At 63.4% G+C, this 16,909-nt stretch carries 17 protein-coding genes; 9 read left to right on the top strand and 8 right to left on the bottom strand.

Going from position 1 to position 16,909, the window contains the following annotated elements; genetic code table 11:
* Window positions 1-31: 31 nt before the first annotated feature.
* A complete protein-coding gene (locus QWY74_RS04085; protein ID WP_264825419.1) occupies window positions 32-493 on the bottom strand; it encodes an SUF system Fe-S cluster assembly regulator in 462 nt (153 codons plus the stop codon).
* Window positions 494-861: 368 nt separating this feature from the next.
* Here QWY74_RS04085 and QWY74_RS04080 point away from each other — a divergent pair, with 368 nt between their 5' ends.
* The 7 genes from QWY74_RS04080 to QWY74_RS04050 all read left to right on the top strand — a co-directional run bounded on the left by QWY74_RS04080 (window position 862) and on the right by QWY74_RS04050 (window position 7,321).
* Complete coding sequence (locus QWY74_RS04080; RefSeq protein WP_290313827.1) at window positions 862-1,527, top strand: ABC transporter permease; 666 nt, start codon at window positions 862-864, stop codon at window positions 1,525-1,527.
* 40 nt (window positions 1,528-1,567) lie between these two features.
* Window positions 1,568-2,728 carry an ABC transporter ATP-binding protein gene (locus QWY74_RS04075; RefSeq protein ID WP_290313825.1) on the top strand — a complete coding sequence of 387 codons (1,161 nt, stop codon included), beginning with the start codon at window positions 1,568-1,570 and terminating at the stop codon, window positions 2,726-2,728.
* A 4-nt stretch (window positions 2,729-2,732) separates the two neighbouring features.
* Window positions 2,733-3,464, top strand: a complete 732-nt coding sequence (locus QWY74_RS04070) for an ABC transporter permease (protein WP_290313823.1) — start codon at window positions 2,733-2,735, stop codon at window positions 3,462-3,464.
* 76 nt (window positions 3,465-3,540) lie between these two features.
* The gene (locus tag QWY74_RS04065; RefSeq protein WP_290313822.1) at window positions 3,541-4,422 is read left to right on the top strand and encodes a glycine betaine ABC transporter substrate-binding protein; all 882 of its coding nucleotides are present in this window, start codon (window positions 3,541-3,543) and stop codon (window positions 4,420-4,422) included.
* 57 nt (window positions 4,423-4,479) lie between these two features.
* Complete coding sequence (locus QWY74_RS04060) at window positions 4,480-5,787, top strand: MmgE/PrpD family protein (protein WP_290313820.1); 1,308 nt, start codon at window positions 4,480-4,482, stop codon at window positions 5,785-5,787.
* 68 nt (window positions 5,788-5,855) lie between these two features.
* Window positions 5,856-6,698, top strand: coding sequence for a nitrilase-related carbon-nitrogen hydrolase (locus QWY74_RS04055; protein WP_290313818.1), 843 nt, complete (start codon window positions 5,856-5,858; stop codon window positions 6,696-6,698).
* A gap of 104 nt (window positions 6,699-6,802) precedes the next feature.
* A complete protein-coding gene (locus tag QWY74_RS04050; protein ID WP_290313816.1) occupies window positions 6,803-7,321 on the top strand; it encodes a gluconokinase in 519 nt (172 codons plus the stop codon).
* 79 nt (window positions 7,322-7,400) lie between these two features.
* Here the strand turns inward: QWY74_RS04050 and QWY74_RS04045 are convergent, their stop codons facing one another.
* The 7 genes from QWY74_RS04045 to QWY74_RS04015 all read right to left on the bottom strand — a co-directional run bounded on the left by QWY74_RS04045 (window position 7,401) and on the right by QWY74_RS04015 (window position 14,019).
* A complete protein-coding gene (locus tag QWY74_RS04045) occupies window positions 7,401-8,306 on the bottom strand; it encodes a 2-dehydro-3-deoxygalactonokinase (protein WP_290313814.1) in 906 nt (301 codons plus the stop codon).
* Window positions 8,303-8,968, bottom strand: a complete 666-nt coding sequence (locus QWY74_RS04040; protein ID WP_290313812.1) for a 2-dehydro-3-deoxy-6-phosphogalactonate aldolase — start codon at window positions 8,966-8,968, stop codon at window positions 8,303-8,305. Before QWY74_RS04040 ends, QWY74_RS04045 begins: the two co-directional genes overlap by 4 nt.
* Window positions 8,969-8,986: 18 nt before the next feature.
* Complete coding sequence (dgoD, locus tag QWY74_RS04035) at window positions 8,987-10,135, bottom strand: galactonate dehydratase (protein ID WP_264825410.1); 1,149 nt, start codon at window positions 10,133-10,135, stop codon at window positions 8,987-8,989.
* 86 nt (window positions 10,136-10,221) lie between these two features.
* A complete protein-coding gene (locus QWY74_RS04030) occupies window positions 10,222-11,526 on the bottom strand; it encodes a TRAP transporter large permease (RefSeq protein WP_264825409.1) in 1,305 nt (434 codons plus the stop codon).
* Window positions 11,526-12,119, bottom strand: coding sequence for a TRAP transporter small permease subunit (locus QWY74_RS04025; RefSeq protein WP_264825407.1), 594 nt, complete (start codon window positions 12,117-12,119; stop codon window positions 11,526-11,528). Before QWY74_RS04025 ends, QWY74_RS04030 begins: the two co-directional genes overlap by 1 nt.
* 86 nt (window positions 12,120-12,205) lie before the next feature.
* A complete protein-coding gene (locus tag QWY74_RS04020) occupies window positions 12,206-13,225 on the bottom strand; it encodes a TRAP transporter substrate-binding protein (protein WP_264825406.1) in 1,020 nt (339 codons plus the stop codon).
* The gene (locus QWY74_RS04015; RefSeq protein WP_264825405.1) at window positions 13,222-14,019 is read right to left on the bottom strand and encodes a FadR/GntR family transcriptional regulator; all 798 of its coding nucleotides are present in this window, start codon (window positions 14,017-14,019) and stop codon (window positions 13,222-13,224) included. The genes QWY74_RS04020 and QWY74_RS04015 overlap by 4 nt, the downstream gene beginning before the upstream one ends.
* 225 nt (window positions 14,020-14,244) lie before the next feature.
* On the opposite strand from QWY74_RS04015, the gene QWY74_RS04010 reads away from it, so the two are divergent.
* Window positions 14,245-15,150 (top strand): complex I NDUFA9 subunit family protein, encoded by a 906-nt coding sequence (locus QWY74_RS04010; protein ID WP_264825404.1) that lies wholly within the window; start codon window positions 14,245-14,247, stop codon window positions 15,148-15,150.
* Between the two features lie 287 nt (window positions 15,151-15,437).
* Window positions 15,438-16,889: an alanine/glycine:cation symporter family protein gene (locus QWY74_RS04005; protein WP_264825403.1), complete on the top strand. Its 1,452-nt coding sequence runs from the start codon at window positions 15,438-15,440 to the stop codon at window positions 16,887-16,889.
* Window positions 16,890-16,909: the final 20 nt, after the last annotated feature.

The following is a 16,909-nucleotide window of genomic DNA, read 5'->3' as shown; positions in this document are numbered from 1 at the left end:
CGGCTCGCCTCGGGTAATGAAGTCGCGGACCTCAGGCCTCTGCGGCCAGGCTCACGCTCTGAATGGGTAGCTGAACGGGTAACTTGATCGGTGTGGTATCGGCCAGATGCGCCAGGGTCACGCTGTCGAGCAGAGCCCGTACGGCCAGCGAGACGCGCTGCCAGTTGTCCGATACACCGCAGACCGATACCAGATCGCAGTCACCTTCGGCCTGACTGCACTCGGTCATGGCCACCGGACCTTCGATGGCCGAGATGATGTCACTGGCGGAGATGAGCGACGCCGATCGCGCCAGCGAGTAGCCTCCCTGAGCACCGCGCCGCGACTCCAACAGTCCGGCACGCACCAGCATCTTCAATGTCTTGCTGACCGTGGGATGCGGCAGCGATACCGCCTCGGCCAGCTCGGCTGCCGCATGCGGCTGTTCGGGATGACGAGCGATCTGGGCCATCACTACTGCCGCGTAGTCGGTCAGTCTGGAAAGCTTCAACACGCCTGGCTCCCCGGGACTCGCCCTTCAGGTGATCGATTGAGTACCATTTTAGTCCTGTATCGATATGATGTGAAGTCTTGCCGACCATTTCACGCGCAAAATCGGGCGTTTCTCGACATGTTCACAGCCGATTATGAAATAACGCCAATCATTATCATTTTTAATGGCATCCCGATCGACACTATTCGTGGCATCACAGCCAGCAATTTATGTCATTGCGCATCGTCATCCATGCCGCAACGGGGCTTTGCTAAGATACGGCTTCAAGACCGACCCGGATGTTCACGAACCGATCCGCCTGCTGCGTGCTGCCAGGCACCGACAAACGGCTATGCTGAACAAGGATCGTCCCTGCAAGGAGAGTCTCTTTGGAACTGATTCAATACGCACTGGATAACCTCGACCTCTTGGGGGCCAGAATGCTTGAGCACATCGCGCTGGTGGGCGTGGCCGTGGGGATTGCCACCCTGACCGGCGTGCCGATCGGCATTGCCATCACTAAGAACGAGAAGCTGGCCAAGGGCGTGCTCTATGCTGCTTCGATCATCGTCACCATTCCCTCCATCGCGCTGTTCGGCATCATGATTCCGGTGCTTTCGCTGATCGGTCAGGGCATCGGCTACCTGCCCGCAGTGATCGCCGTGCTGCTCTACTCCCAGTTGCCGATCATTCGCAATACCTACACGGCCATAAACAACGTCGACCCGGCGCTGCGCGAGGCGGCACGAGGGGTCGGCATGAGCCAGAACCAGCGCCTGAGAATGGTCGAGATTCCGCTGGCGGTGCCGGTCATCATGGCCGGGGTACGGACTGCCGTGGTGCTCAACATCGGCGTGATGGCGATTGCCGCCTACATCGGCGCCGGCGGCCTGGGCACCTTTATCAGCCGCGGCATCTCGCAGTCCGACCCGCGCCAGCTGATCGCCGGCGCCATCGCGGTCAGTCTGCTGGCGATCATCGTCGATTTTGCGCTGCTGGCATTGCAGAAACGCCTGACGCCTCTGGGCATGGAACGCGCCGCCGAAACGGCCTGATGCCCCTTCGCCCACTGGCTCATCGCTCAAGGAACCCTCAATGATTCAACTGGATAACCTGACCAAGGTCTTCGACACCCCCAAGGGCGCGGTGACCGCCGCCGACAACATCAGCATGGAAGTCCCTGCCGGCGAAATCTGCATCCTGCTGGGACCTTCCGGCTGCGGCAAGACCACGACGCTGAAGATGATCAATCGCATCATCCGCCCTTCCTCCGGCAAGGTGTTCATCAATGGCGAGGACACCACGGGGCTGGATACCCAGGATCTGCGTCGCAACATCGGCTATGTGATCCAGCAGATCGGCCTGTTCCCCAACATGACCATCGAGGACAACATCTCGGTCGTCCCCAGGCTGCTGGGCTGGGACAAGACAAGGTACCGCGAACGAGCCCGAGAACACATGGACATGATCGCCCTGGATCCGGACGCCTTTCTCAAGCGCTATCCAAGCGAGCTGTCCGGCGGCCAGCAGCAACGCATCGGCGTGGCGCGGGCGCTGGCCGCGGATCCCCCGGTGATGCTCATGGACGAACCCTTCGGGGCCATCGACCCCATCAACCGGGCCGTCATCCAGGACGAGTTCCTCAAGATGCAGCAGGAGCTCAAGAAAACCATCATGTTCGTCAGCCACGACATCGACGAGGCCATCAAGATGGGCGACAGCGTCGCCGTCTTCCGCGAGGGCAAGCTGGTCCAGTACTCGACGCCCGATGACCTGCTGGCGGCACCGCAGAATGATTTCGTCGAGTCGTTTCTCGGCGAGGACCGTGCGCTCAAGCGTCTCAATCTGGTCAGGGTTCGTGAGGTGGTCAGCGATGATATCGGCACGGTCTCGCCGGGCGATACCCTGGAAACCGCCCTGGCGCGCATCGACGACTACGGCTATCAGAACGCCATTCTGGTGGTCAACGACAAGCGCCAGCCGGTCGGCCTCATATCACGCGCCCTGGCCCGCACCACCAAGGGCTTTTGCCGCGATCACTTGCAGAATGTCTCGGCCACGGTGTCGCTGGACGATGACCTGCGCAAGGTGGCCTCGCTGATGTTCGCCCAGGACATCACCTGGTTACCCTGCGTGGATGCCAAGGGACGTGTCTGCGGTCAGATTACCCAGCGTGCCATGACCCATCACCTGGGCTCCCGCTTCCGCCCCGGCACGACCGACGCTTCATCGTCTCACGTCGCGACGGAGGAGTAAGCCGATGCCCATACAGAGCCTGAAAGGCGGCTTTCGTCTGCTCGTGCTGGTCGCCATCTTCTTCGCGGGCGTCTGGACCCAGTCCAGCGGTGTCATCGGGGACTTTCTCTTCTACCTTCCGGATGTACAGTTTCTGGCCGTTCAGCACCTCTGGCTGACCGTGCTGTCAGGCGGGCTGGCCATTGTGGTGGCCATTCCCCTGGGAGTGGTGCTGTCACGGCCGAGCATGGCCAGGGTCGCCGAGAGCCTGATGCAGATCCTCAACATCGGCACAACCATCCCGACCCTGGCCGTTCTGGCGCTGTCGATGAGCTTTCTGGGAATCGGCACCGTGCCGGCCGTCTTCGGTCTGTTCGTGGCCACCCTGCTGCCCATCGCCCGCAACACCTACGCCGGCCTGAAAGGTGTCTCGCCGGCCCTGATGGAAGCGGCCGCCGGTATCGGCATGTCACCGGCCCAGCGGCTCTTCCGGGTGGAGCTGCCCAATGCGCTCTATGTGATCTTTGCCGGCATCCGCACGGCGCTGACCATCAACATCGGCACCGTGCCGCTGGCCTTTCTGATCGGTGCCGGCGGGCTGGGCGAACTGATCTTCACCGGCATCGACCTCTATGACCCGGTCATGATGCTTTCCGGGGCCATCCCCACGGCCCTGCTGGCCATCGTGGTGGATGCGCTGATCGCCCTGATCGCCTTCCTAGTCGTGCCCCGCGGGGTCAATCCTTCCCGTGCCTGATGCACCACTCACTACATGGGGCCGTCAAGTCCCGTGAACATCGCAGCAAGAGACCGTCATCCACAAGGAGAATCCCATGAAACAACTGATCACTACCCTGACCAGCCTGGCACTCGCCGGTGGCCTGGCCAGCGCCCAGGCGCAGGAAATCGTTGTCGGCGGCAAGAATTTCACCGAGCAGCAGATCCTGGCCAGCATGACCACCCAGTACCTGGAAGGCCTCGATTATGATGTCGAATCGCGCGCCGGCATGGGCTCCGCCGTACTGCGCCAGGCCCAAGAAAACGGCCAGGTCGACCTCTACTGGGAGTACACAGGCACCTCACTGATCAACTACAACGACGTCACGGAATCGCTGTCGCCCGAGGCTACCTACGAGCGCGTGAAGGAGCTGGACGGCGAGAAGGGTCTGGTATGGCTGGAGCCCTCGGCGGCCAACAACACCTACGCCCTGGCCATGCGTGAAGAGAGCGTCGAGGAAACCGGCATCGACTCGCTTTCTAAGCTGGCCGATGCGATCAACGCTGACGAACCTCTGTCGTTTGCCATGAACGCCGAGTTCTACGCCCGCGAGGATGGCTGGCGTCCCCTGCAGAAGGCCTATGACTTCCGTGTGGGACGTGCTGATGTCAAACGCATGGACTCCGGCCTGGTCTACCAGGCACTGCGCGACGGCCAGGTGGACGTCGGTCTGGTCTTCGCCACCGATGGGCGCATTCCGGCCTTCGACTTCCAGGTGCTGGAAGACGATCAGAACTTCTTCCCGGACTACGCCCTAACCCCGGTGGTGCGCCAGGAAACCCTGGACGCTCACCCGGACCTGGCCGCTCAGATGAACGAGCTCTCCGCCCTGCTCGATGACGACACCATGGCCAATCTCAACGCCAGCGTCGATGTCGACCGCGAGACCATCGAGGACGTGGCCGCCGACTTCCTCGAGGAAAATGAACTCCTCTGATCCCTCCGGGGAGCCATTTTCCGGCTCCCCGTTATTCATCTGCCAGCAGGCACCAGGATGACACGCTCCCCGGACCCACTCGACGGGATCCTCGACCTCCCCTTGAATGACCTTCCGCCGGCCACCCTGGACCGAACCCGACATTACCTGCTTGATCTGCTCGGTGTTGCCGCCGGCGCCACCCGCACGCCATTGGCCGAGCATGCCCGTCGTTTTGCGATGGCCCAGCACGGCGGAGACCGACCTCTGCTGTTTGCCAAGGGGCGCGCATCATCCACCGGGGCAGCGCTACACGGTGCCTGGTTGATCGATGCACTGGATGCTCATGACGGACAGGTGCTGACCAAGGGGCACGTCGGTGTTGCCCTGCTGCCCGGCCTACTGGCCTTGCCGGACATCGAGCAGTGCTCCGGCAAGGAGTTTCTGGGGCTCATAGCACTGGGCTACGAGGTCGCGACGCGAGCCGGCATCGCCCTGCATGCCACCAGCCCCGACTACCATACCTCCGGCGCCTGGAATGCGCTGGGCGTCGCGGCCGTCGCAGGCCGCGTAATGGGCCTGGACCGAGCCCGCCTGAATCACGCGCTGGGCATCGCCGAGTTCTATGGGCCACGCAGCCAGATGATGCGCTGCATCGACTACCCGACCATGCTCAAGGATGGCTCCGGCTGGGGCGCCATGACCGGCATCTCCGCGGCACTGCTGGCCCGCGAGGGCTTCACCGGTGCGCCGGCCCTGACCATCACGGCGCCCGAAGTGGCCGGCATCTGGCAGGACCTGGGCGAGCGGCAGTACCTGCACGAGCAGTACCTCAAGGCGTATCCGGTGTGTCGCTGGGCCCAGCCTGCCGTAGAAGCCGTGCTTTCCCTGCCGGCCCCGTTGCCGACCTCCGCCGAAATCACACGCGTCGAAATCCTTACCTTCCACGAAGCCCGGCGACTGCATGTCGTGCACCCGGAAACCACCGAGCAGGCACAATACAGCCTGCCATGGTCGGTGGCCTGTGCCCTCGCCCGCGGAACCGTCGATACCGGGGCCGTCACCCACCTGGAGGCCGACGACATCAAGAGACTGGCGTCGCGTATCGAGATCCACGAGCGCGAGGACTTCAACGCCTGCTTTCCGGCCGAGCGCTGGGCTCAGGCAAGGCTGCATCTAAGCGATGGCCGCACGCTCTCCAGCCAGCCCTGCGAGGTCCTGGGCAACCCCCACAACCCCTTGTCCGAGCAGGATATCCAGGCCAAGTATCGGTCACTCGCCGAGCCGGTGCTGGGCGGGCGCAGCGAGACGCTGCGAGAGGTCGTCAGCGACCTGGAAGCACGCCCGCTCTCGGACCTGCTGTCCTTGCTGGGGCCAGCCTCCTGAGGCGACTTGTGCCCGAACAGGGTGGCTGGGAAGATACCTGAGTCCTCTTTTCCCGCCAGGAGATCACCATGCATTACCAGGACGACCTTCATGTTGCCGCCGCCCAGATCAACGCTGAACTCGGTGCGGTGGATACCAACCTGGAGACCCATCTGAGCGTCATCGACGATGCCCGCCAGAGCGGCGTCGAATTGCTGGTGTTTCCCGAGCTCTCGCTGACCGGCTATGGGCTCGGGTGTGATGTCATGCGCGTGGCCATGCCACTGGAGGACCCAAGGTTTCGCCGACTGGCGCAGGCGGTGGGCGACATGCAGGTGGTGGCCGGCTTCGTCGAGGAGGCCAGTCCAGGCGAGTACTACAACGCCCTGGCCATCCTGCAGCATGGCGAACTGGTGGCCGTGCACCGCAAGCTCAACCTGCCCACCTACGGTGGCCTGGAGGAAGGCAAGTGGTTCACGCATGGCTCGGAGCTTACCCATGCCGATATTCGTCCGGGCTGGTCGGCCACCCAGTTGATCTGTGCCGACCTGTGGAACCCGGGGCTGGTCCATGCGGCCCTGCTGCCGCGGCCTACCGTGCTTTGTGCGCCCATCAACTCGGCCTCGGGCATCGTCAGCGAGGATTTTTCCAACGAGCAGAACTGGGCCCTGAACGTGCGCTTTTATGCCATGACCTATGGCACCCCGGTGATCATGGCCAACCGCTACGGTCCGGAAGGTGCCAGTCACTTCTGGGGCGGCTCGCGTATCCTCGGCCCGAATGGCGAACTGCTCGCCTCGGCCGACGACCGGGAAACCCTGATCACGGCTCACCTGTCGCGCACGGCCATCGCCAAGGCTCGCTTCGAGCTGCCGACACACCGGGATGCCGACACACCCCTGGTGCGCGACCTCATGGCCGGCTATCGATAAATCATGGTCAAGACCGTGCCCCGCCTCGCGCCGGACTCACATCCTTGTCGGAAACAATGCTAGAATCCAGGGCAGCTATTTCTGACAAAGACAGCGACTGACGCATGGATAAAACGGCGAAAAGCATTCTGGTAATGGGCGTTTCCGGCTCGGGAAAGTCGCATCTTGGCCGCCAGCTGGCCGCGGCTCTCGACGCCACCTTCGTGGATGGTGACGACCACCATAGCCTGTCCAATATCGAAAAAATGTCCCAGGGCCAACCCCTGACCGACGAAGATCGGGAAACCTGGCTGATCACCCTCGCCGGCCTATATGCCGACTATCACAGACGGGGCCAGACGTTGGTGATCGGTTGCTCAGCATTGAAGCGGCATTACCGTGACAAGCTGCGCGCCGCCACGCCATCTCTGGACATTCTCTATCTGCACGGTGAGCGTGCCACCCTGATGCAACGTCTCGACAAGCGCGGGGGGCATTTCTTTCACGGCTCCCACATGCTGGATAACCAGCTGGCCACCCTGGAAGTTCCCGATGAGCACGAAGCCTTTCGGGCGGATATCCGCAACTCCCCGCGCGATATCGTGATGGATTTTCTGACCAGACTTGACAGCAATACTGCCTGAAACCTGCTGTATCATGATAAAAAAGGCGACCCTATCGGGTCGCCTTTTTTATGGCGTCAAGGGTGTCATTCTTCAAGGCTTACCCGGCATTATCGTGACGCGATGCCAGCGCGCAAAGGCCCGCCAGGGTGGCATCATCACTGGACACCTCACTGACTTCGGCACCGGCCGACTCGAGTGCCATGCGGTAGAGGGAGTTCAAGGCCGTCGAACCGACCAGGGTGACCGGCGTTGCCTGCCAGCGATGCCGTTGGGAGAGCACCTCATGCCCGATCAGGACACCGGACAGGAAGCCACTGATGGCATCCGCGGTCAGGTCCGCGTACAGGGTTCGACTGCGCGCCTCGAATAACGCATGCAGGACACCATCCGGGTGCGTGGCGGTGCTCAGCCCCTGTCGAAAGCCCGCGTAATCGAAGTCGGCACGCTCTCGGGAAGGCTCACCGGGCAGCGTATGAAAGCGCACGGCATGAAACAGCTCACCGGTCATCAGGGTGGTGAAATCCACCAGCTGATGCCGGTTCACCTCGACCCACTTGCTGTGCGTACCCGGCAGGCAGCAGAGCCCAGAATCGCGACCCTGCAATGCCAGCGCGCCAAAGGCCTGAATTTCCTCGCCCCGCATGACGTCGACATGATCCTCGCACACGACCTTGAGTCCAGGCACGATCCACGCATTATCGAGACCGGGCGCGGGTACGACCTGCTCGGCCAGTTCAGCGGCCGAAGCGGGTACCGGCAATTGAGGCGCCTCACACCAGCCCCGCGCCGAACCGACCATGCCAGCCAGGTAGACGGGCACTCGCCCGCCTTCGCGCCAGCCGCCCACCTGAGCCTGGCAATAATGCGGAAACTCCGCACTGCTCAGCGAGCGCAAGCCGGCGTCGGAGCGATGGCTATCCAGACAGGCCCCGCTGCTGCGGTCGACCAGAAAAGCCCGGAAGTTGCTGGTGCCCCAGTCGATGGCGATCAAGCGCTCACTCATGACGCCGGCTCCCGCCGCGCTTTTTCAAGACGCCGCCACTCCGCGACCAGCTCGGTGGCCACGGCCGCCACCTCAGCGGCGGAGCGACCCGGCTTGTAGAGGTTGCTGCCGAAGCCGAAACCGCGCACGCCGACGCCGTGCCACTCGGCCATGTTGCCACGCTCGACGCCGCCCACCGCCAGCACCGGCAGGTCCGGTGGCAGGATAGCGCTGATGGCCTTGAAATAGCCGGTGCCCAGCTGTGCCGCCGGGAACAGCTTGAGCGCCCGGGCACCGGCACGTGCAGCGGCCAGGGCTTCGCTGGGCGTCATGCAGCCGATCAGCGGCGCCAGCCCCTGCCTGGCCCCGGCGCGGACCACCCCGGGGTCGCTGTTGGGGGTGACCATCAGCGGTGCCCCGAGCCGCGCCAGGTGCTCGGCATCGGCCACATCCAGCACCGTGCCGGCGCCGATCAGGACCGAATCCGGACAATGCGCCACGGCCCGCTCGATGCTTTCCCAGGGCCGCGGTGAATTGAGCGGAATCTCGATCAGGCGAAAGCCGGCACCAATCAGGGCGTCGCAGACACCTTCCACTTCTTCCGGGGTGATGCCGCGCAGGATGGCCACCAGCGGCAGCGTTTCCAGCGCCTCATCCAGGGTCTTGCGTTGACTCTCGTTCATGGCGTCATGCCCTCTGCGTCACCACTCGGCGATAGATCCATCGTCATGGGTCCAGACGGGATTGCGCCAGCGATGGCCGACTTGTGCCCGCTCTTCGACGAAGGCCTCATCGATCTCGACGCCCAGGCCGGGCCCCTCGGGAATCACACAGAAACCGTCCTCGATCGTCAGGGCCGACTTGTCTACCAGATAGTCGAGGACGTCGTTGTCCTTGTTGTAGTGGATGCCCATGCTCTGCTCCTGGATGAAGGCGTTGTGGTTCACCGCATCCACATGCAGGGAAGCCGCCAGGGTCAGGGGGCCGAGCGGACAGTGCGGCGCTAGGGCCACGTCATGACAGGACGCCAGGCTGGCGATCTTCATGCCCTCGCTGATACCGCCACAGTGCGAGAGATCCGGCTGCACCACATCGATCATGCCCTGCGCCAAGAGATCACGGAACTCGAAGCGGGTGTGCAGCCGCTCCCCGGTGGCCAGCGGATAGCCCAGCCCGCCGGCGATGTTCGCCAGGCACGGCAGGTGTTCGGGCGCCACGGGCTCCTCGACGAACATCGGATGATAGGGCTCCAGCTCACGCAGCAACGCCTTGGCCATGGGCCGATGCACCCGGCCATGAAAGTCGATGCCGATGCCCACGTCCGGCCCCACGGCATCACGGGCCTCTGCCACGCGCGCGACCGCCTCATCGACCTTGCGATGCGAGTCGACGATGGCCATTTCCGGTGTGCCGTTCATCTTGAAGGCCGTGAAGCCCTGGTCGACCAGCGCTCGGGCGCCCTCGCCCACGTCCTGGGGACGATCACCGCCGGTCCAGGCGTACATGCGCATCCTGTCACGCACCCGCCCGCCCAGCAGCTGGTGCACGGGCACGCCCAGATCACGCCCCTTGAGGTCCCAGAGCGCCTGGTCGATACCGGCAATGGCGCTCATCAGGATCGGCCCGCCGCGATAGAAGCCGGCGCGATACAGCATGTTCCACAGATGCTCGATACGATGCGGGTCTTCACCGACCAGGTAGTCGGAGAGTTCATGCACCGCCGCCTCGACGGTGGCGGCGCGCCCCTCCACCACCGGCTCGCCCCAGCCATAAACCCCTGCATCGGTCTCGATCTTGAGGAACAACCAGCGCGGCGGTACCTGCCAGGTCTTGAGTCGGGTAATCTTCATAGAGTGCTATCCATTCCCATATCACGTCTGTCACGTCGAAAAGCAGGCCGAAACCGCACTGTCATTCGCCTGCGCGACCATGCCAATCATCCAACAAGCCACATGGATAGGTTCGGCCAGAACAGCAGCGCAAACAGCACGCAGAGTTGCAGGGCGATGAACGGCAGCACCGAGACGAAGATGTCCTTGAGGCTGACTTCCGGCGGCGCCACCCCCTTCAGATAGAAGGCGGCCGGCCCGAAGGGCGGCGACAGGAAGGACACCTGCATGTTCACCGCGAACAGAATGCCGAACCAGATCGGGCTGTACCCCAGCTGCTCGATGATCGGCACGAAGATCGGCAGCGTCAGCATGGCCACGCCGATCCAGTCGAGGAACATGCCCAGCACCAGCAGTATCGCCATCATCACCAGGATGATCACGATCGGCGCCACGTCCAGGCCCATGATCATGCTCGAGATGAAACGGTTGCCGCCCATCAGGTTGTAGACCCCGACCAGCGCCGCGGCGCCGATGCCGATCCAGATGATCATGCCGCAGGTGGTCAGCGTCTGGCCCAGGCTCTCGTGCATGGTCTTCAGCGAGAACTCGCCGCGCAGCACCACCGCCAGCAGCACGCCGAACACGCCCATGGCCGCCGCCTCGGTCACCGAGGCCACGCCGCCATAGATCGAGCCCAGCACCAGCAGGGCGATCAGCCCTGGCACCACGATGGCCTTGAGCGCCTCCCAGCGATTGGCGAAGCCCTCCGCACGGTCGGCGTCGCTCATCGGTGGCCCCATGGCCGGGTTGCGCAGGCAGCGCACCAGCACATAGGCGATGTATGACAGCATCAGGATCACCGCCGGCGTAATGGCCGCGGTAAACAGATCGGCGATCGACACGCTGGCGATCAGGCCATAGATGATCAGCACGATGGACGGCGGCATCATGGTGCCCAGCGCCCCGCCGGCACACACCACGCCGATCGACAGGTGCTTGTCATAGCCCAGGCGCAGCATCTGCGGCAGCGCCAGGATACCCAGCAGGACGATCTCGCCGCCGATGATCCCCGACAGAGCCGCCAGGAAGAAGGCCACGATGATGGTCTGCACCGCCACGCCACCGGGCAGGCGGCCGGCGAAGACCCGCATGGCGTTGAACAGATCCTTGGCGATGCCCGAGCGATCGAGCAGTGACGCCATCAGCACGAACATCGGCACCGCCACCAGCGAGTACTCGGTGACGAAGCCATAGACCCGGCTGGTTACCAGCGGCAGCGCATTGCCGCCGAACCAGCCGAAGGTGAAGACCAGCGCGATCAGGCCGGTGATGAAGGCCAGCGGCAGACCGGTGACCAGAAGTGCGAAGATGGCCGCGACCATCAACAGCGTGGCATCTGCGATTTCCATCAGGCCATGCCCTCCTTGTCATCGATCTGGGGCGCCGGCTTGCCGCGCAGCGACTGTATGAAGTGCAGGAGGGTCTGTACGCACATGATGATCAGCGCCAGCATGATCACGCCCTTGACCAGTGCCGGGAACGGCGGGTTCCAGGAAGTGCCGGAGCGCTCCAGCTGCCACTCGCCCATGGGGTTGTGCGAGGCATCCCAGAACATGGTGAAGGCGGCATAGGACATTCCCAGGCAGAACAGGAAAGCCACCAGATCATTGAAGCGGTCGAGCCACAGGCGGGCCCCGGGGCCGACACTGTCGTAGAGCACCTTGACGCGGATGTGGCGGTTGCCGGCCAGGGCGGCCGGGCCCGCGAAGGCGAAGCTGACCGCCACCAGCATGACCACGGTTTCGTGGACCCAGGAGGTCGGCGAGGCGAAGGCATAGCGCATGATGACTTCATAGACACTGATCGCCATGGCGATGAACACCAGCCAGGCGGCGATGCGCCCACAGGCCACCACGCCGCGGTCAAAGGCATTGCGAACCTGATCCGGCGGCGTCTCTGCCGAGGCCACTGCGTCCTTCGGGGGACGAGAGTCGCGAGTCATGGGAGCTCCTCAAAGACAAGGCGCGTCCCGCAGGACGCGCCGCATCGCATCATGTCCCGGGCCGCGGCACCGCGGCCCGGCAGGCGTTACAGCAGGTTGTGGTTTTCCAGATACCCGACCACGGAGTCGTAGAACTCCTGGGTGATCTCGTTCTTTTCCGCCCAGCTGGCCCACTCTTCCTTGGCGATATTGCGGAACTTGGCGCGCTCTTCGGCCGGCAGGTCGATGATCTCGATATCCGGGTTGTTGCGCGCTTCACGCACGGCTTCCAGATCGCGGGTCTTGAGTTCGGCGACCATCTCGTAGGCCAGGCTGTCCACCGAGGTCTCGAGGATCGACTTGAGATCGGCCGGCAGGCCATCCCAGATGTCCTTGTTCAGCGAGACCGAGACCATCGGCAGGGAATGGAAGCCCGGATACAGCGGATAAGGCGCGAACTCGTGCAGTCCCTGGGCCTGATTGGTGGCGAACACCGTATAGTCGGCGGCGTCAATCACGCCCTTCTCCAGGCCGGTATAGACCTCGGAGCCCGGCAGGTTGACCGGTGTGGCGCCGGCCGCTTCGAAGATGTTGTAGACCATGCCCTCCGGCGCCCGCAGCTTGAGGCCTTTCATGTCCTCGACGGAGCGAATCGGCTTGGTCGAGGGCAGCGACTCGAGGCCGGTCGCAGCGGCACCGATCAGATGCAGGCCATAGGGCTCGACCAGCTCGTTGTACAGCTCCTCGCCACCGGCGTTGTTCATGTAGTCGAGGAAGTCGTAGGGATCGCTCCAGGCACCGACCAGGTTGCCCATCATGCCGAAGGCCGGGTTCTGTCCGGTGAAGTAGCTGGGATCGGTCAGGTGCCCCTGCAGGATGCCGGATTTCACCGCCTGCAGTGTCTGATTGGCCTGCACGACCGAGCCCACCGGCAGGATCTCGATGGCGATGCGGCCATCGGACATCTGCTCGACATTCTCGGCCCAAGCTTTCTTCATCTCGAACTGGGGCTCCCCGGAGGTTTCCGAGGTCTGAAAAGTCCATTCGTATTCGGCTGCCTGGGCGTTGCAGGCCAGGGCGCCCAGTACGGCAACGGTGAGTGTCTTGAGAGGCATGCGATAGCTCATGAGGTTTCCTTATTGGTCATTGTTGAAACGCTGCTCGGGACATCGATGGCCGGAATGTCGGAGATGACATCCGCCAGTCCCAGATCACGGCCGGTGCGCTCCAGCACCGCCAGGGCCGCGGCTCCGGCCTGGTCCGGCTGACGCAGGCGTATCGCCTCCATCACCCGACGATGGCGTTCCATGCTGTCGTGGAGTTCATCGGCACTGTGGTTGGACCTTTCCACCAGCAGTGCAATGGCAGGTTTGAGGACATGGCTGATCTGCGCCCAGACCAGGTTGTGCGAAGCGGCAAAGATGGCTTCATGAAACGCCACGTCGTAATCGTCGTGGGAGACGCCCTGCCAGTGCAGGTCACTCTGCTGCAGGGCCTTGATCATGCCTTGGTAGGCCGACTCGATGGCCAGCAGATCGGCTGCCGTGGCGTTTTCCGCTGCCAGGCGCGCCACATAGGGCTCGACGGCGACCCGAAAGGCGAAGATTTCGCGCTGAATGCGCGGGTTGGGCTGCGCGAACCGTGCCATCCAGCCACTGACCCGTGGATCCAGCAGATGCCACTCCTGAAGCGGCCGAACACGCGACCCCTGGCCGGAAATACGCACCAGCAACCCCGCCGCCACCAGGGTCTGCAAGGCGCTGCGCACGGTGCTGCGACTCACCGCGAAGTGGTCGCAAAGGTCCAGCTCCCGGGGCACAAAATCGCCGGGCTGGTACTCCCCAGCAAAGATGGCTTCGGCCAGGAAGTCGGCAATCTCGGGGCTCGAGGTGCGTCGGGTAGTGGAAACGGCAATGGACATGAGGCGCCTGTCGCAGTGGGAAGCGTGATTGTGTCTGATAGAGTCTTGCTTATGTCGGACATAGCTTCGGACAAAATCAGACACATTGCTTTTATACTTTAGTCGCCTGATGCTCGAGCGGCCTTCAGCTTCCCAAGGCCTGCTCACCGGTGTAGGGTTCGCTCAGGCCCCGTGCACGGGCACTGGACGCCGCATTCGTCTTCCATCGAGGGTAGGCCAGAGGCCATGCAATCACGCTTGACCGTCGTCTTCGGAGGTACCGGCTTCCTGGGCGCTCACCTGATAAAGGAACTCGTGGAGAGTGGCCGACCGACCCGCCTGGTCGCCCGACGCCCCGAGTGGCCCACCTGGGCCGAGGAAGGCGATCCGCTGACGCTGTGCACGGCCGACATTCGAGACCCCGATCAGGTTAGCGCGGCCCTGTCAGGCGCCGACGCCGTGGTCAATGCCACCAGCCTGTATGTGGCATCTCGCGAGGTCAGCTTCGAGGACCTGCATGTCACGGCCGCCGCCGAACTGGCGCGACAGGCGCATCAGGCGGGGATCAAACGCTTCGTGCAGGTATCCGGGATCGGAACGCGCCACACCTCGCCCTCGCCCTATGTGCGGGCCAGAGCACGAGGCGAGTCAGCGGTGCTGGCTGCCATGCCCCGGGCCACGATCGTCAGACCCAGCGTCATCTTTGGACCCGATGATGCCTTCCTGAGCGGACTGACGGCCTTGACACGACTGCCGGTGACCCCGCTGTTCGGCCGCGGCAAACAGCGCCTGCAGCCGGTGCATGTGGTCGACGTGGCACGTGCCATCGTCACGCTCACGGCGGCGCGCCCACGGGGTCGCTATTTCTTCGAACTCGGCGGCCCCGAGGTACTCGACTACCGCGAGATACTTCAGCGGGTCATGCACCATCTGGGGCGCCAGCGCCCCCTGGTGCCGGTTCCCTTCCCGGTATGGCATGCCGTGGCACTGGGCCTTTGCATCCTGCCCGAGCCACCGCTGACACGCGACCAGGTCGTGCTGATACAGGACGACAACCTGGTCACCGATGGCGTCGGCACCTTTGCCGATCTGGACCTTCACCCGCGCGCGCTACGCGATACCCTGCCGGACTGTCTGGCGCCGTCTGCCTAGGGTCCATCACCATGCCTTACTCCGCTCCCGCTTGGCCGGCCCTTCCGGCAGGCACCGGCCCTCTAGCCCGGCGATCGAGTGATTTGATGCCGATGGGAAGAGTTTCAAGCCATCACGATAGACTGGGAAGAGACCGGGGTACCAAAATCAAACAGGCCCGGGGAGCCATAACTCAAACAAATCAAGCAAAAATTTCTTAGACGAAAGTCGAAGTGGCTAAAGATGTCACCCCCAGGCCTGGTTGACGCATAATGCGCCGCTCAATCCAGCAACTCAGGCAATGACAAATGGACTTCTCCCTACCCGAGTTCTTCACCAGCCTTGTCGACAGCGGCAATGGCCTGCTGTGGGGCAGCGTGCTGATCTACCTGCTGATTGGCGCGGGGCTTTACTTCACGGTCATGACGCGCGGGATTCAATTCCGCTATTTCGGTCATATGTTCAAGCTGCTACGCCACTCACGCAGCAGCGGCGATGGTATCTCGTCCTTTCAGGCGCTCTCGACCAGCCTGGCGGCTCGGGTCGGGACGGGTAACCTGGCGGGGGTCGCCGTGGCGATTTCGCTGGGCGGACCGGGGGCAGTCTTCTGGATGTGGATGACCGCGCTGGTCGGCATGGCCACCAGCTTCGTCGAGTCGACCCTGGCCCAGGCCTACAAGACAGACCACGGTGACGGCACCTTCCGTGGCGGCCCGGCCCGTTACATCGAGCGCGGGCTGGGAATGCGCTGGCTGGCCATCGCCTTCTCGGTATGCCTGATCATTGCCTTCGGCCTGGCCTTCAACAGCGTTCAAGCCAACTCCATCGCCCAGGCCATGGAACAGGCCTTCTCGATTCCCACCTGGATCGTGGGCGTCGTGCTGATCGTCATCGTCACGCCCATCATCTTCGGTGGCCTGAAGTCCATCGCCCGCGTTGCCGAGCTGGTCGTGCCTTTGATGGCGCTGCTCTACCTGCTGCTGGCGCTGCTGGTCGTGGGGCTGAATCTGGGCGAGCTGCCGGCGGCCATCGGCACCATCGTCAAGAGCGCCTTCGGTCTCGAGCAGGCCGCCGGCGGCGCCCTCGGCTATGCGGTGTCCCAGGCCATCATCAACGGCATACAGCGCGGTTTGTTCTCCAACGAAGCCGGCATGGGCTCAGCTCCGAATGCCGCCGCCACAGCCACGACCAAGCCGGACCATCCGGCCTCCCAGGGCTTCATCCAGATGCTGGGGGTATTCCTCGATACGCTGGTGATCTGTACCGCCACGGCCTCGATCATCATCATGGCCGGGCCGGAGCTGCTGCAGAACGATGACGTCAATGGCATCCAGCTGACCCAGATGGCGCTGACACAGCATGTAGGCGACTGGGGTGGCATGTTCATCGCAATCGCCATTCTGCTGTTTGCCTTCACCTCGGTGATCGCCAATTACTCCTATGGCGAGTCCAACGTTGAGTACCTGGCCGGCCCCCGTCATGCCGCCAGGGTCATCCTGATCTATCGCCTGGCAGTACTGGCCATGGTGATGATCGGTTCCGTCGCCAGTCTCGGTGCCATCTGGAACTTCGCCGACCTGTCGATGGGCATGATGGCGCTGATCAACCTGATCGCCATCCTGCTGCTGTCACCGGTGGCCTTTGCCCTCTTCCGCGATTACGACCGACAGCTCAAGGCTGGCAAGGAACCGGTGTTCGATCCGAGCCAGTTCCCCCGGCTCTCCCAACAGGTCGACCACAAGGCCTGGCCCAAGCGCTGAGCCATTCCCGGCCATTCCGG

The organism is Halomonas almeriensis (assembly GCF_030409235.1).
GTDB lineage: Bacteria > Pseudomonadota > Gammaproteobacteria > Pseudomonadales > Halomonadaceae > Halomonas > Halomonas almeriensis.
The sequence above is the reverse complement of the archived record's forward strand: the minus strand, read 5'-3'. Positions and strand labels throughout refer to the sequence as shown.

Coding starts and splice junctions, on each gene's coding strand:
- QWY74_RS04060 (WP_290313820.1), top strand. CDS start 4,480: ATGACACGCTCCCCGGACCCACTCGACGGGATCCTCGACCTCCCCTTG.
- QWY74_RS04065 (WP_290313822.1), top strand. CDS start 3,541: ATGAAACAACTGATCACTACCCTGACCAGCCTGGCACTCGCCGGTGGC.
- dgoD (WP_264825410.1), bottom strand. CDS start 10,135: ATGAAGATTACCCGACTCAAGACCTGGCAGGTACCGCCGCGCTGGTTG.
- QWY74_RS04030 (WP_264825409.1), bottom strand. CDS start 11,526: ATGGAAATCGCAGATGCCACGCTGTTGATGGTCGCGGCCATCTTCGCA.
- QWY74_RS04055 (WP_290313818.1), top strand. CDS start 5,856: ATGCATTACCAGGACGACCTTCATGTTGCCGCCGCCCAGATCAACGCT.
- QWY74_RS04025 (WP_264825407.1), bottom strand. CDS start 12,119: ATGACTCGCGACTCTCGTCCCCCGAAGGACGCAGTGGCCTCGGCAGAG.
- QWY74_RS04040 (WP_290313812.1), bottom strand. CDS start 8,968: ATGAACGAGAGTCAACGCAAGACCCTGGATGAGGCGCTGGAAACGCTG.
- QWY74_RS04045 (WP_290313814.1), bottom strand. CDS start 8,306: ATGAGTGAGCGCTTGATCGCCATCGACTGGGGCACCAGCAACTTCCGG.
- QWY74_RS04075 (WP_290313825.1), top strand. CDS start 1,568: ATGATTCAACTGGATAACCTGACCAAGGTCTTCGACACCCCCAAGGGC.
- QWY74_RS04070 (WP_290313823.1), top strand. CDS start 2,733: ATGCCCATACAGAGCCTGAAAGGCGGCTTTCGTCTGCTCGTGCTGGTC.
- QWY74_RS04050 (WP_290313816.1), top strand. CDS start 6,803: ATGGATAAAACGGCGAAAAGCATTCTGGTAATGGGCGTTTCCGGCTCG.
- QWY74_RS04020 (WP_264825406.1), bottom strand. CDS start 13,225: ATGAGCTATCGCATGCCTCTCAAGACACTCACCGTTGCCGTACTGGGC.
- QWY74_RS04005 (WP_264825403.1), top strand. CDS start 15,438: ATGGACTTCTCCCTACCCGAGTTCTTCACCAGCCTTGTCGACAGCGGC.
- QWY74_RS04015 (WP_264825405.1), bottom strand. CDS start 14,019: ATGTCCATTGCCGTTTCCACTACCCGACGCACCTCGAGCCCCGAGATT.
- QWY74_RS04010 (WP_264825404.1), top strand. CDS start 14,245: ATGCAATCACGCTTGACCGTCGTCTTCGGAGGTACCGGCTTCCTGGGC.